This is a genomic window from Moorena sp. SIO4G3 (assembly GCF_010692305.1).
Taxonomy (GTDB): domain Bacteria; phylum Cyanobacteriota; class Cyanobacteriia; order Cyanobacteriales; family Coleofasciculaceae; genus Moorena; species Moorena producens_A.
In genome coordinates this window covers 13,976-31,037 of sequence record NZ_JAAHIG010000070.1, presented here as the reverse complement: position 1 = coordinate 31,037, position 17,062 = coordinate 13,976, and the positions used below count along the sequence as shown (strand labels likewise).

At 41.6% G+C, this 17,062-nt stretch carries 4 protein-coding genes; all 4 read left to right on the top strand.

All coding sequences use genetic code 11. The annotated features are described in order from the left end of the window. Positions 1–1,864, top strand: a 1,864-nt coding sequence (locus tag F6J99_RS15070; RefSeq protein WP_293113634.1) for a methyltransferase domain-containing protein, incomplete at its 5' end; no start/stop codon positions are given. A 2-nt stretch (positions 1,865–1,866) separates the two neighbouring features. Next, a complete protein-coding gene (locus F6J99_RS15065) occupies positions 1,867–6,567 on the top strand; it encodes a non-ribosomal peptide synthetase (RefSeq protein WP_293113633.1) in 4,701 nt (1,566 codons plus the stop codon). Beyond that, positions 6,564–13,526, top strand: a complete 6,963-nt coding sequence (locus F6J99_RS15060) for an SDR family NAD(P)-dependent oxidoreductase (protein WP_293113632.1) — start codon at positions 6,564–6,566, stop codon at positions 13,524–13,526. Before F6J99_RS15065 ends, F6J99_RS15060 begins: the two co-directional genes overlap by 4 nt. Then, the gene (locus F6J99_RS15055; protein ID WP_293113631.1) at positions 13,523–17,053 is read left to right on the top strand and encodes an amino acid adenylation domain-containing protein; all 3,531 of its coding nucleotides are present in this window, start codon (positions 13,523–13,525) and stop codon (positions 17,051–17,053) included. The genes F6J99_RS15060 and F6J99_RS15055 overlap by 4 nt, the downstream gene beginning before the upstream one ends. The last annotated feature ends 9 nt before the right edge of the window (positions 17,054–17,062 follow it).

Below are 17,062 nucleotides of genomic sequence, written 5' to 3'. Positions count from 1 at the left end.
AAAAATCCGAGGTTTCCGCATCGAAACAGGAGAAATAGAAACAGTTATCAATTCATATCCCATCGTTAAAGAAACAGTAGTAGTAGCAAGAGAAGACAACTCAGGAGATAAACGCTTAGTAGCATACATAGTACCAGAAACCCAAACCATAACCACCTCCAACCGAGAACTATCAGAAACCCGAGTAGATAGTTGGCAAGACGTATACAACCAAAAAATATACGACCAACTAAGTGAAGTAAGTGACCCCCTATTCAACAGCAGAGGATGGTTAAGCAACTACGATAACCGGCAAATACCAGAACAACAAATGCGCATCTGGGCAAGAGATATAGTAACTCAAGTATTAGCCCAGAAACCAAAGAGTGTGTGGGAAATAGGTTGTGGCACAGGAATGCTGCTGTTTCAAATCGCACCCCAGACACAAAAATATTACGGCACAGATATCTCCAATGTCTCATTAGAATACATTAAACAACAAATAGAACAGGAACCAGACAAATATGGTCATGTTTCTTTAGCACAGAAACGAGCCGAAAACATGGCTGATGTGGCTGATAACAGTTTCGATGTCGTATTGCTGAATTCCATAGTCCAGTGTTTCCCCAGTGTGGAGTATCTGTTGCAAGTAATAGAAAACAGTATCCGGGTAGTCAAACCAGGAGGAATGATATTTATAGGGGATATCCGGAGTCGGCCATTAATGAAAGCCTTTCACAGTTCGGTACAACTGTATCAAGCAACTCCATCATTATCAGTAGAACAACTCAAGGAAAAGATAGACATAAAAATGGAGCAGGAGACCGAGTTGTTAGTATCACCAGAGTTGTTTGTAGCTCTTAAAGAAAAACATCCAGAAATAACTAATGTACAAATACGTTTAGAGAGGGGAAGAGAACAGAATGAACTGAATAAATATCGCTATAGCGTACTGTTGCATATAGAATCCCAAGCAGCATCAGTAATAGCAACGACTGTAGAAAGTGGAGCGGATATGAGTGCTCAAGAGATAGAAACTTATCTGCGAGACCAAGAGCCAGAATCAATTTGCTTTAGTGGTTTAGTCAATGGCAGAGTGGCTAATGACCTAGGTTTAGTGGAGTTCCTATCACAGCCAGAATCAAAACAGAATGTGCAGCAGTTGAGGCAGACGTTAAAGTCAAAGCCAGTCAATGGCATCGACCCAGAGAGGTTATATGAACTGAGTTCGGATTTAGGGTATAGCTTAGAGTTGTGTTGGTCTGCTCAGGGAAGAGGAGAATTGATGGATGGGGTATTTGTGCGCAGTGAGTTAGCCCAAGACGGGATAGTGTTAACACCCCTAACTCAAAAATCGGTGGTAGCAAGTAACTGGCATCATTATGGGAATAATCCCTTGAGTTCCGAGGTAGCAAAGCAACTGGTACCGGAGTTGAGAGAGTATCTGGAGTCGCGGTTGCCAGAATATATGGTGCCATCAGGGTTGATGGTGTTGTCGCAACTGCCTCTGACTCCTAACGGTAAGGTAGACCGTAAAGCTTTGCCTGTACCGGATGTGGCTAGTAGTGTGTCAACGGAGTATGTAGCTCCACAAACGGAGACACAGAAGGCATTAGCAGAGATTTGGCAAGAAGTGTTAGGAATAGAAAAGGTGGGAATACATGATAACTTCTTTTTTGATTTGGGTGGGCATTCTTTGAAGGCAACTCAAGTGGTATCTCGAATAGGACAAGGTTTTGACATAGAGTTTCCTTTAAACAAAATATTTGAATCTTCTACAGTGGAAAGTATAAGTAAGTATATAGATACGTGTATTTGGGCGGCTAAAACACATTCAATTACCCAAGAAAACACAGCTAACAAACGTAATCAAGGAGTTATATAGGTATGAAACAAATGCAAATGATAGAAGAGTTTTTATTTGAGCTTCGCAACCACGACATCCAACTTTGGCTTGAAGGAGATCAACTACACTATAGTGCTCCTGAAGGAAAACTTACACCCACATGGCTAGCTCAACTGCGGGAACGTAAAGGAGAAGTCATCAGCTTTTTGCACACTGCCAAACAATCTGTATACTCACAGCAGTCTCAAATAAAACCTATTGAGAGAAACGGCAAACCCCCACTATTATCGTATGCACAACAAAGGCTATGGTTTATAGAAAAAATGGCCTTGAGTAGCAACGCCTACCATATACCATTAATCCTACATCTAGTAGGTAAACTAGACTACGTAGCCCTACAAAAAAGTCTCAACCAAATCATCATTCGCCATGAAACTCTCAGAACCACCTTCTGTGAAATCAATGGCACACCAGTAGCAATAATCAACCCCCCCTTTGAACTACAACTACCCATACAAGACCTAAGTGGGTTAACATCATCAGAAGCTACCACCAAACTACAACAACTACTCCAACAAGAAAATGAACAAAGATTCAATCTGGAAGTAGACCCCCCCATACGGGCTCAGTTGTTTAAACTAGGAACAACAAAACACATACTGCAAATCACATTACATCACATAGCAGGGGATGGTTGGTCAGTCACAGTATTACCCAAAGAACTCTCAGCCATTTACACTGCCACACTGTTCGACAAACCATCCCCATTACCAGAGCTACCCATACAATATGCCGACTTTGCAGTTTGGCAAAGGAACTACTTACAAGGTGAAACCCTCGAAACCCAACTCAACTATTGGAAGCAAAAGCTCCTTGACTTACCTCAACTACAACTACCCACAGACCATCCCCGACCTCCAGTCGAAACCTTTAATGGAGCAAGTATACCTATAAAAATACCAGCAGCGCTAACATCAAAAGTTAAACAACTTACTCAAAAGCAGGGAACCACCCTATTTATGACCTTGTTAGCAGCCTTCAAAATATTGCTGTCTCGTTACAGTGGTCAAGAAAGTATAGCAGTAGGAACACCGATAGCCAACCGCAACCGCCGAGAAATAGAAGGGTTGATAGGTTTCTTTGTCAACTCCCTAGTCATGTACACAGACCTGGGAGGGGACCCTAGTTTCACAGAGGTATTAAACCGAGTCAAACAAACAGCCCTAGAAGCTTATGGTCACCAAGACATACCCTTTGAGAAGTTGGTAGAAGAGTTGCAACCAGAACGGTCTCTATCGCAAAACCCCTTGTTTCAGGTGATGTTTGCTGTTCAGCAGGAAGAAAATTTTCAACCATCCTTCAGTCTACCTAACTTAGAGGTAGAGTTAGGTTGGGAGCGATGGATGGTAGATCTAATGACAGTGCGGATGGACATGGAACTCCACCTATGGCCAGTAGGAGAAGAAATCAAAGGATTTTGTGTCTATAACCAAGATTTGTTTGAGGCCGAAACCATTAGTCGGATGCTGTCACATTATGAAAACTTGCTCTCCGCAGCAGTAGAGACGACCGAGCAACCTATTAGCAAGTTGCCATTAATGACACAGCTAGAGCTAGATCGGATACTTGTGGAGTGGAACAACACGAAAACAGATTACCCAACCGACAAATGTATCCATCAGTTATTTGAGGAGCAGGTAGAGAAAACCCCGGATGCCATAGCAGTAGTATTTGAACAACAAAAGCTGACCTACTCTCAATTAAATAGGAAAGCCAATCAACTAGCTCATTACTTGCAAAAATTGGGAGTAGTTCCAGAAACCTTATTAGGTATCTGTGTAGAGCGTTCAGTAGAGATGGTAGTAGGATTATTAGCCATACTCAAAGCCGGAGGAGCTTATGTGCCATTAGACCCGAATTATCCAACTTCGCGTCTCAATTACATGGTAGAAGATGCAGAACTATCCATCATCTTGACTCAAGAAAAATGGCAACATCATCTACCTCAAACAGCAGATCAAGTAATATGTCTGGACCCAGAGCTACCAAATACAGCAAGTTCAGAAAACCTAACAGTATCAATAACATCAGAGCATCAGGCATACATGATGTATACCTCTGGCTCGACTGGTCTACCCAAGGGAGTGAACATCAGACACCAAGGAGTAGTGCGACTGGTAAAAAATACCAACTATATTAACCTTGCAGAAGAAGACATATTCCTACAATTAGCACCCATATCCTTTGATGCAGCTACACTGGAAATTTGGGGCAGTCTGCTTAACGGAGGAACCCTAGCAGTAATGCCACCCCATCAACCCTCCCTAGCAGAAATAGGAGCAGCAATTAGGGAAAACCAAGTCACGACTCTATGGCTGACAGCAGGATTATTCCAACTGATGGTAGAAGAGCAACTAGAAAACTTAAAACCAGTAAAGCAACTATTAGCAGGAGGAGACGTATTATCTGTCACCCATGTGCAGAAAGTAGTAGACAAACTGCCAGGATGTCAATTGATAAACGGTTACGGACCAACAGAAAACACTACATTCACCTGCTGCTTCCCAGTCAAAGCTGATAGTAATCTAGAAAAATCAGTACCCATAGGTAAGCCAATATCCAACACCCAAATCTATATCCTCGACTCCCAATTGCAACCAGTGCCCATAGGAGTGCCTGGAGAACTTCATATAGGAGGAGATGGTTTAGCAACAGGCTACCACAACCGCCCCGAACTCACAGCCTCCAAATTTATTCCCAACCCTTTTGATAAATCACAAGTCAACCCCCCCCTTACCCCCAGTCAAAAGTCAAAATTATATAAGACGGGGGATTTGGCTCGGTACTTAGGGGATGGCAACATAGAGTTTATAGGTAGAATAGACCACCAAGTAAAAATCCGGGGATATCGTATCGAAACAGGAGAAATAGAAGCAGTTATCAATTCATATCCCATCGTTAAAGAAACGGTAGTAGTAGCAAGAGAAGACAACCCAGGAGATAAACGTTTAGTAGCATACATAGTACCAGAAACCCAAACCACAACCACCTCCAACCGAGAACTATCAGAAACCCAAGTAGATAGTTGGCAAGACATATTCAACCAACAAATCTACGACCAGCTAAGTGAAGTAACTGACCCCCTATTCAACACTAGAGGATGGATTAGCAACTACGATAACCAGCCCATACCAGTAGAGCAAATGCGCATCTGGGCAGGGGATATAGTAACTCAAGTATTAGCCCAGAAACCAGAAAGTGTGTGGGAAATCGGTTGTGGCACAGGAATGCTCCTATTTCAAATCGCACCGCAGACACAAAACTATTATGGAACAGATATTTCTAACGTCTCATTAGAGTACATCAAACAACAAATAGAACAGGAACCAGATAAATATGGTCATGTTTCCTTAGCACAGAAAGGAGCTGAAGATATGGCTGATGTGGCTGATAACAGTTTCGAGGTCGTGCTACTGAGTTCCATAGTTCAGTATTTCCCTAGTGTGGAGTATCTGTTGCAAGTAATAGAAAACAGTATCAGGGTAGTCAAACCAGGAGGGATGATTTTCTTAGGGGATATCCGGAGTTGGCCATTAATGAGAGCATTTCACAGTTCAGTGCAACTGTATCAAGCAACTCCATCCCTGTCGGGACAAAAACTCTTAGAAAAGATAGACAGACAAATGGAGCAGGAGACCGAGTTGTTAGTGTCACCAGAGTTGTTTGTAGCTCTCAAAGAAAAACATCCAGAAATAACTCATGTACAAATGGGTTTACAGAGGGGAACAGAACACAATGAACTGAATAAATATCGCTATAGCGTACTGTTGCATATAGAGGCACAACCAGGAAAAGTAATAACACCGACTATAGAAAGTGGAGCGGCTGTTAGTGTTCAACAGATAGAAACTTATCTGCGACAAAAGGAGCCAGCATCAATTTGCTTTAGTGGTTTAGTCAATGGCAGAGTGGCTAATGATGTAGAGTTGGTAGAGTTGCTATCACAGCCAGAATCAAAACAGAATGTGCAGCAGTTGAGGCAGTTTTTCGAGTCAAAGGAAACTAAGAGCATCGACCCAGAGAGGTTATATGAACTAAGTGCATCTTTAGGGTATAGCTTAGAGTTGTGTTGGTCAGCAGAAGGTAGTCCCGAATTGATGGATGGGGTATTTGTGCGCAGAGAGTTAGCAGCAGAGGGAATGGTGTTAACACCCCTAACTCAAAAATCGGTGGTAGCAAGTAACTGGAATAATTATGGGAATAATCCTTTGAGTTCCCAGTTGAGAAAGGAACTGATACCGCAGTTGAGAGAGTATCTACAGTCGCGGTTGCCAGAGTATATGGTGCCATCGGGGTTGATGGTGTTATCGCAACTGCCTCTGACTCCTAACGGTAAGGTAGACCGTAAAGCTTTGCCTGTACCGGATGTGGCTAGTAGTGTGTCAACGGAGTATGTAGCTCCTCAAACAGAGACACAGAAGGTATTAGCAGAGATTTGGAAAGAAGTGTTGGCAATAGAAAAGGTGGGAATACATGATAATTTCTTTGAGTTGGGTGGCCATTCTTTGCTGGCTACTCAAGTTGTGTCTCGCTGCCGTCATGCTTTTGGGAACGAACTGACTTTAAGTATATTGTTTGAATTGCCAAAGGTAGCTGAGTTGGCAGAATATATTGAGACCGTTCGTTGGGCTAAACAAGATTTACAAAACTCAGAATTAGGTAGTGAGGAGGTAGTATTTTGAAACTTGCTAAAACAGTTGAATTATTATCTTATCTTCGTAGTCTAGGTGTAAAATTTTCCGCCGAAGGAGGACAACTTCGCTGTAATGCTTCCCCAGGGATTTTAACATTGACTCTGCGTCAAGAGATAGCAGAGCGTAAAACAGAAATACTGGACTTTTTAGACCAGGCTAGTCAAGTAAACGACTCTAATCAGTCACTGATTCAGCCTATTTCACGTTCGGAGGATTTGTTACTATCCTACAGTCAACAAATGATGTGGTTCTGGCATCAGCTCTTGCCAGATAATCCATTATATAATATGCTGGTGAGTCTACAACTAGAAGGTCAGCTCAACGTAACAGTCTTAGAGCAAAGTCTCAACGAAATCATCAGGCGACACGAAAACCTACGCACCTGTTTCCCCTCTGTAGACGGGAAACCCATGCAAGTAATTTATCCTGTTGCCAACATCAATCTGTCAACAGTAGAATTACCATCATCACCAGAACAAACAACTCAACTCAAACAACTAGCTAGCACTGAAGCAGAAAAACCCTTTGACCTAGCCCAAGGCCCCCTGCTGCGTGTCACCCTAGTACGACTCAGCCGAGAAACTCATATATTAATGTTAACCATGCACCACATAATATATGACGGTTGGTCTCTAGGCATACTAGGTAGGGAACTATGTACATTGTATGAAGCCTACAGTCAAGGAAACCCCTCCCCATTATCAGAACTACCGATTCAATATGCCGACTACGCCCACTGGCAACGACAGAAACTCACAGCAGAGGTATTAGAAAAACATCTGAGTTACTGGAGAGAAAAACTAGCAGGAGTTTCCCCTGTATCCCCCCTACCAACAGACCGCCCACGTTCAGAAGTACAAAGCTTCCAGGGAGGAGCAGAAAAATTTGAATTTAATCAAGAGTTAACAGAGAAACTGACCCAAGTCAGTCAGAACTTAAGTACTACCTTATTTAGCACCTTACTAAGTGCATTCTTCGTTTTACTCTCACGTTATAGTGGAGAATCAGACTTAGTAGTAGGTTCAGCAACTGCTAACCGCAACCGAGTAGAAATCGAACCCTTGATTGGTATGTTTGCTAATATCCTGGTGTTGCGTTGTCAGTGTGTAGATGATTTGACCTTTAGTGAACTATTATATCAAGTCAAACAGACAACCCAAGAAGCCTACAAGCATCAGGATTTACCATTTGAAAAGTTAGTAGAAGAACTTCTGCCAGAAAGAAACTTAAGTTATAACCCTCTAGTACAGGTAGTATTTAACCTGGTGAGTATACCCATAACTTCTTGGAATTTACCAGGATTAAGGGTGACTCAGAGAGAAGAAGATATCAGCACCGCTAGAATGGATTTAGAAGTACATCTGTGGGAAGCACTATCAGGCCTAGAAGGATATTTCATTTACAACACAGACCTATTTGACAGAGCAACCATCACTGGGATGATGGCACATTTCCTAACCTTACTACAAGCAATAGTAGCCAACCCCCAACAAAAAATATCAAAACTTCCCTTAATCACAGCAGCAGAAAAACAGAAAATACTGCAGGAATGGAAAAACACCAACACAGATCACCCAGATGACAAATGTATTCATCAGTTATTTGAGGAGCAGGTAGAGAAAACACCAGATGCAATAGCATTAGTATTTGAACAACAAAAGCTGACCTATTCCCAATTAAATAGCAAAGCCAATCAACTAGCCCATTACTTGCAAAAATTGGGAGTAGTTCCAGAAACGCCAGTGGGTATTTGTGTAGAACGTTCAGTAGAGATGGTAGTAGGTTTATTAGCCATACTCAAAGCAGGAGGAGCTTATGTAGCAATAGCTCCAACAGACAAATCACAGGATTTGCCATCCATTTCAGTAATATTAACCCAAAATAATCTCAAATCAAAATGGTACACCTATAGCGAGCAAGATGCTCGCGCTACGGTAGCTCAAATTCTGTGTCTAGACACCGACTGGGAATCAATAGCCAAACAAAATACAGACAACCCAAACACAGAAACAACAGCTACCACAAGAGCCTATATCCTCAATGAAACCTTAGTAGAACATCACAGCGTAGCTCAACGTTTACAATGGCTACAAAAAATCCTGAGAATAACTAATCAAGACATTCTGCTGCATAAAAATTCTCTGAGTCAAGATGTAGGGATTCTAGAAATAGGTTTACCTCTAATCAGTGGTGGTAGTGTAGTTATAGCTGCCAACTCAGAGCCCAAAGAATTACAGAAATTAATCGGCCAGCACAAAGTCACCATAGTTCACCTGTATCCATCAGAACTCCCCTCGTGGTTAAACACAACTAACTCGGTAAAATCTCTCAACAGTTGGCGTACGCTTCTTTGCAGTGGAGAAACCCTATCAACAGAAATAGCCAACAAATTTCTCCAAAGCTACCCAGTGTCATTGCACAACTTCTACAGTCTCCCAGAAGCAGCAGGAGAAATCACCCACTGGTCTTGGTCAGAAAAACCAAAGAGAGAAAAGGTACCCGTAGGCAACCCTGGTCGGTTATCAGTTTATTTACTAGACCAACACCAAAACCCAGTCCCCAAAGGAGTACCAGGAGAAATCTATATTGGAGGTGCCAGTTTAGCCAGAGGTTATCTACAGCAACAGACATCACTCGAATTTATTGAACACGCCCAATTAGGAAGACTATTCCCAACAGGAGACATAGGTCGTTATCACAACAAAGGTTATTTGGAAATAGTCGGAGCTAAACAACGGCAGACATGGATAAAAGGGAAGCGAATAGAACTAGCAAACATAGAAACCGCCCTATTATCAGCCCCCCAAGTAGAACAAGCTTATGTATTAGCTCATCAAACTTTATTAGTAGCTTATGTCGTAGTTGCCGGAGTCTGGAACCCCCAACAATTACACTCCCAAATTCAACAGCAGTTACCTCCATACATGATGCCAGGAGCTTATGTTCCCCTGGCTCGTTTACCTTTGACTCACAAAGGAAAAGTAGACGAAGTAGCGTTAAAACGTTTCCCAGTAATTGACGATAACGTAGTGCAACAATGGGAAGCAAAACTCAAAGCAGTGCCAGAAATAGAACAAGTAGCAGTGGTAGTGCAACAGAAAACACTAAAATTGCCACCATTGCATATATCAGACTTGCTGCCATCAGAACAAATAAAACTGCCGAATCATGGTGCAACTCCCGTAGTAGAAAAGTCATCTCCAACAACAGAATTACCAACCCAATCAACATCAGGAAACCAAGCAATAAGTGAAGGAGAACCAATCAAGTGGCCGAAAGATGCACCAACTACTTTAGCACAAGCATTAGAACGAGCAGCTCAAGAGCACGGGGATACAAGTCTGATATATATTAACTCAGATGGAGAAGTAATTACTCAAACCTATAGAGAGTTGTGGGTAGAAGCTCAAAGACTATTAGGAGGGTTAAGGCAGTTAGGTTTGAAACCTACTGATAAAGTAATCTTTCAGTTAGAATCAAATCAAGATTTTATCAGTGCATTTTGGGGTTGTGTGTTAGGAGGATTTGTACCAGTACCAGTATCAATACCCCCTAGTTATGACCAATCTCACAGTAGTCTGACCAAACTGCAAAATACTTGGGCTTTGTTAGGACAGCCTTTGATACTCACAGATAACAAATTAGCATCATCTGTGCGTGGGTGCTTCCAACGTCTGAATTTAGGGAAGTCTGTAGTTGAAACTTTAGAACAGTTACGAGGTTTTGAACCAGATACAAAGATTTACAAAAGTCAACCACAAGACCTGGCAGTTTTGCTGTTAACTTCTGGTAGCACTGGGATACCTAAAGCAGTAATGCAGGAAAACAGCAAGCTATTGAGTATGTCTGCTGGTACAATTGCAATGAACCAATTTTCTAGTCAAGACGTCACCTTGAATTGGATGCCGATGGATCATGTAGGAGCATTGGTATTTTTAAGTATTATGGCAGTAGACTTAGGATGTGAGCAGATTCATGTACCGACACAATTGATACTGCAAAATCCACTCAAGTGGTTAGATTTAATTGACAGTCATCAAGCCACAATTAGCTGGGCACCAAATTTTGCATTTACTCTTATTGGCGATCGCGCAGAAGAAGTGAGAAAAAGACACTGGGATTTGTCTTCAATGAAATTTTTAGTGAATGCAGGAGAAGCAATCGTTACTAAAACTGCCAGAAACTTTCTCAAACTTTTAAGCTCTTATGGTTTATCGACAAAAGCTATTCATCCAGCTTTCGGAATGTGCGAGACTTGTTCCGGGATTACATGGTCTAACAGTTTTTCTCTCGAATCATCATCTGATCAAGATAAATTTGTTGAACTTGGTCCACCAATTGCGGGTGCTTCTGTGAGAATTGTTGACGTAAATCAACAAGTAGTTCGTGAAGGAGTTGTTGGGTCTTTAGAGGTAAAAGGTGCATCAGTCACATCAGGTTACTATCAAAATACCACGGCAAATCAAGAAGCTTTTACAGCAGATGGTTGGTTTAACACAGGAGATTTAGGCTTTCTCAAGAACGGAAGTTTAACTATTACTGGAAGACAAAAAGACGTAATTATTATCAATGGGTTAAACTACTACAGCCATGAAATCGAATCAGTGGTAGAAGAATTACCAGAAATCGAAGTTTCTTACACCTGCGCTTGTGCGGTGCGAGAAGTTAATGGCAATACCGATAAATTAGGGATATTTTTCAATAGTGAAAAAACCGAATATACCGAGTTATTAGCTTTATTAAAAGCTATCAGAAAACAAGTAGTCAACCGCATGGGAATTAATCCAGATTATTTAATTCCCCTAGACAAAGACTTAATTCCCAAAACTTCCATCGGTAAGATTCAACGAACTCAGCTTAGTCAAAGATTTGCCACAGGAGAATTCCAGGAAGTCTTAAAACGGGTAGATTTAATTACCGAAAATACTCACACAATTCCTGACTGGTTCTATCAAAAAACATGGCAACGCAAACAAGTAAATTATCTGCCACACAACTTCCCCCAATTTGGAGTAGTATTAGTATTTATAGATAAGTTAGGATTAGGTCAACAAGTCTGCCAAAACTTAGAAACTAATTCTCAAGCTTATGTGCAGATAGAACAAGGAGAAACCTTCACAAAAATCAATGACAATCACTATATAATTGCTCCAGATGTTAAAGACGACTATCAACAACTGTACCAATGTCTAGGAGCAGACAATATCCAAATCGGAGCAATTATTCACCTGTGGCATTATGATAACTATACTGGGACTGGAGAAATTCCTGACACAGACACTCTAGAAACAGCACAAAAAACCGGAATTTATAGCCTTTTATTTATCCTACAAACCTTTGGTAATCATCAGGAAAATTATCCAGTACGACTAGTGTATGTCGCCAGTCATAGTCAATCTCTCAATCCCAAAGAAGCAATTGCCTATCAAAAAGCAACAGTACCAGGTTTGTTGAAAACTATCCCGATGGAAATCCCTCACTGGCATTGTCGGCATTTAGACTTACCACAAGACTCATTAGAAGTCAATAGCAATCGGATACTTGAGGAACTCACTATTGATGCCAAAGATTCAGAAGTGGCTTATCGAGATGGAGAGCGTTGGGTATCAGGTCTGGAGAAAGTTGACTTACCTTCAAAACCCAAACAACCATTACCATTCAAAGCTGGAGGCACTTACCTCATCAGTGGCGGTTTAGGAGGAATTGCTGTTGAAATTGCTAAGTATCTCCTGGAACATTATCAGGCTAAACTATTGCTTTTAGGTCGTACACCCCTACCAGATAGCAACAGTTGGGAAACTTATTTAGAGCAAGGGGGTAAACTAGCCGAGAAAATCAAAGCTTACCAACAATTACAAAAACTAGGTGGTGAGGTGATTTACCAAGGGGTAGATATTGGCCATCAAAAAGCAGTGCAGGAGGTAGTACAGCAAACCTTGTCTGGATGGCACGTTCAACAACTGGATGGGGTGATTCATCTAGCAGGGTTGATGCAAGAGCGTTTGCTGAGGGAGGAAACACCAGAAAGTTTAGCTGAGGTGTTACGTCCTAAGCTAATAGGTACTTGGGTATTACATCAATTGGTAGAAAAGCAACCAAAGAGTTTGTTTATTAATTTTTCTTCTATTAATGGTTTCTTTGGTGGCACAACGGTGGGAGCTTATGCAGCAGCTAATAGTTTCTTGGATGCTTTTTCTGACTATCAACGCGATCAGAGTCAGTTACAGAGCTATTGTTTAGCTTGGAGTATGTGGGATGAAATGGGGATGAGTCGGGGTTATCAGATGAAGCAGTTAACTCAAGCTAAGGGTTATCTAGCTGTGGGATTATCTCAAGGTATGTCTTCACTGTTAGCTGGTTTATGCCATGACCAACCCTACTTAATGGTGGGTTTGGATGGTAGTAATATTAATATCAGAAGGTTGACTTCTACTTCGGATAGTCTGCAACAATTAACAGCTTACTTTACTACTAACGGTAAAGGTAAACCCAATGTGAGTGTTCTGGAGCCTCAAGTACAGGATGCAGTGGGTAAACCTAGTAGTTGTGCTGTGGTGGAGTTGGCTGAAATGCCTTTGACTGAGACTGGGGAAATTGACATAGGTTTACTTCGAGAGAGTAATTTGGGTCGTTCAACTCAAGAAAGGATAAAGCCCAGGAATGAGACGGAACGTCAAATTGCTCAAATCTGGCAGGATTTGTTAGGGGTATCCCAGGTGGGTATCTATGATAATTTCTTTGAGTTGGGCGGTAATTCTCTTTTGGCTACTCAGGTGATTTCTCGCTTGCGTCAAGCTTTGGGAAATGAACTGACTTTACAGCGTTTATTTGAGTCACCAACTATTGCTGGCATAGCTAAACATCTTGAAGTGTTGGTCCAGCTTGCCCAAGATCGGACTACATTAATTTCTGAAACAGAGGAAGAGTATGAGGAGGGGTCTTTATGAAGACAGTTGAATTTGTGTCTTACCTGCAAAATTTAGGTGTCAAACTTTGGATAGACAAAGATAAACTTAGCTATCGTTCTCCTAAAGGAGTAATGACAGCACAGTTAAAAAGGGATTTGGTGGAGCGCAAAACAGAAATTCTAGAGTTTCTTCGGGAAGCGCAGACAATTCAAGAATCTGTAGCTACTTCCATTCAACCAATTTCTAGGGAACAGGCGATCCCCTTATCCTTTGCACAACAAAGGCTATGGTTTATTGAAAAAATGGCCTTGAGTAGCAACGCCTACAATATGCCATTAACCCTAAATCTAGTAGGTAAACTAGACTATGTAGCCCTAGAAAAAAGTCTTAACCAAATCATCGCTCGCCATGAAACCCTCAGAACCACTTTCAGTGAAATCAACGGCACACCAGTACAAGTAATTCAACCCTCCTTTGAATTAGAACTACCCAAAAAAGACCTAAGTGGGTTAACACTATCTGAGCAAACTACCAAACTACAACAACTACTCCAACAAGAAAATGAACAAAGATTCAATCTAGAAGTAGACCCCCCCATACGAGCTCAGTTGTTTAAACTAGGAACAACAGAACACATACTGCAAATTACATTACATCACATAGCAAGCGATGGTTGGTCAGTCACAGTATTGCCCAAAGAACTTTCGGCTATTTACACTGCCACACTGCAAGAGGAACCATCCCCATTACCAGAGCTACCCATACAATATGCCGACTTTGCAGTGTGGCAAAGGAACTACTTACAAGGTGAAACCCTCTCTAGCCAACTCAACTATTGGAAGCAAAAGCTCCTTGACTTACCTAAACTACAACTACCCACAGACCATCCCCGACCCGCAGTTCAAACTTTTAATGGAGCAGGTATACCGATCAAGATACCAGCAACACTAACATCAAAGGTTAAACAACTCACCCAAAAGCAGGGAACTACCCTATTTATGACCCTGTTAGCAGTCTTTAAAGTATTGCTGTCTCGTTACAGTGGTCAAGAAAGCATAGCAGTAGGAACACCGATAGCTAACCGCAACCGCAGTGAAATAGAAGGGTTGATTGGTTTCTTTGTCAATTCCCTAGTCATGTACACAGACCTGGGAGGGGACCCTAGTTTCACAGAAGTCTTAAACCGAGTTAAACAAACAGCTCTAGAAGCTTATGGTCACCAAGACATACCCTTTGAGAAATTGGTAGAAGAGTTGCAGCCAGAACGGTCTCTATCGCAAAACCCCTTATTTCAGGTAGTGTTTGCCGTTCAGGAGAGTGAACACATGAAACCATCCTTCAGGCTGCCTAACTTAGAGGTAGAGTTAGGTTGGGAGCGATGGATGGGAGATCAAATGACAGTGCGGATGGACTTAGAGTTACATCTGTGGCTAGAAGGAGAAGAAATCAAAGGATTATGTGCCTATAACCGAGACTTGTTCTCAGCCGAAACTATTAGTCGGATGCTTTCACATTATGAAAACTTACTATCAGCAGCAGTAGAGACGACCGAACGACCTGTGAGTCAGTTGCCATTAATGACAGAGCCAGAGCTAGAGCAAATACTGGTAGAGTGGAACAACACCAAAACAGATTATCCAAATGACAAATGTATCCATCAGTTATTTGAGCAACAGGTCGAAAACAACCCAAATTCCATAGCAGTAGTATTTGAACAACAAAAGCTGACCTATTCCCAATTAAATAGTAAAGCTAATCAACTAGCACATTACTTGCAAAAATTGGGAGTAGTTCCAGAAACCCTAGTAGGTATCTGTGTAGAGCGTTCAGTAGAGATGGTAGTAGGTTTATTAGCCATACTCAAAGCGGGAGGAGCTTATTTACCATTAGACCCGGCCTATCCCCAAGAACGCCTAGAATATATGTTCGCTGACTCCCAAGTGTCAGTGTTACTAACTCAACAACAATTATTAGCTCAACTCCCCCAACATCAAGCCAAAGTAGTTTTTTTAGATAGAGATTGGGAAAAAATAGCCACTGAAACACCAGAAAAAGTAGAGAGTGAAGTCAGCCCCCAAAATTTAGCTTATGTAATTTATACATCAGGTTCCACAGGTAAACCGAAAGGAGTCTTGGTAGAACACAAGGGACTTTGTAATCTGGTTACAGTTCAAATGCAAGGGTTTCAAGTCAACTCAAACAGTAGAGTGCTTCAGTTCGCATCATTAAGTTTCGATGCCTCTATCTGGGAAATAGTCATGGCTTTAGGATCAGGAGCCAGTTTGTATATGGGCAGCCGAGATATTTTAATGCCTGGAGCTGGTTTGAGTCAGTGGTTGCAGGAGAAAAAAATCACCCATATCACGATTCCCCCCTCAGCTCTAGCAGCGATGCCAAAAGACGAATTACCAACTTTAAAGACCATAGTAGTAGCAGGAGAAGCTTGCCCACCAGAGCTAATATCGCACTGGGCAAAGGGACGACAATTTGTGAACGCCTACGGACCAACAGAATCAACAGTATGTGCTACCATGGCCGAATGCTCACCAGAGTGTTATGTGCCACCCATAGGTAGGCCGATCAGCAATACTCAAATCTACATCCTAGACAGGAATTTACAACCAGTCCCCATAGGAGTACCTGGTGAAATTTATATAGGTAGTGTTGGTTTAGCTCGTGGCTATCTCAACCGAGAAGATTTAACAAATCAGAAATTTATCCCCAACCCTTTTGACAACTCAAAAGTCAAAAGCGGTGCGACCCCGCGTCGGCGTAAGACGCAAGGGAATGCGCACCAAGAGAGTCAAAAGTCAAAATTATATAAGACAGGGGATTTAGGCCGTTATCTAGCTGATGGCAACATAGAATTTATTGGTCGCATTGACCAGCAAGTTAAAATCAGAGGTTTCCGCATTGAAATTGGAGAAATCGAAGCTTTAGTTTCACAATATCCTGATATCAAGGAAAATGTGGTTATTGCTCAGTCGGACCCAGCAGGAGACAAACGCCTGGTAGTCTATATAGTTCCTAAACAGGAATCTACTCAAGACACTTCCCTAATTCCTCAGATTCGCCAATTCCTCAAGCAAAAGCTACCTGAATACATGATTCCGGCAGCTTTTGTATTACTAGATGCTTTCCCTCTAACCCCCAACGGCAAGATTGATCGTCGTGCTTTGCCAGTTCCCGACACTGTTCCTTCAGGTTTATCAACAGCTTATGTGATGCCTCAGACGGAAACAGAGCAACTTCTTGCTAAGATTTGGCAAGAGGTTCTGCAGATAGAAAAAATGGGAATTTATGATAATTTTTTTGAAATAGGAGGTCATTCATTACTAATAATTAAAGTTCACACAAAGTTACAAGAATTATATGCACAAGATATCTCAATTATAAAACTGTTTCAATACCCCAATATATCGGAATTTTCAAAATATTTAATAGATTTAGAAAGGGAAAAAGAAACTGATTATTTAACTACTGGTCAAGCAAAGGCTCGTAGTGACAGGAAAACTTCGATAAAACAGCAAAGGCTACAAAGACAGAAGAATCGTAGAAATAAATAAAGGAGTTTT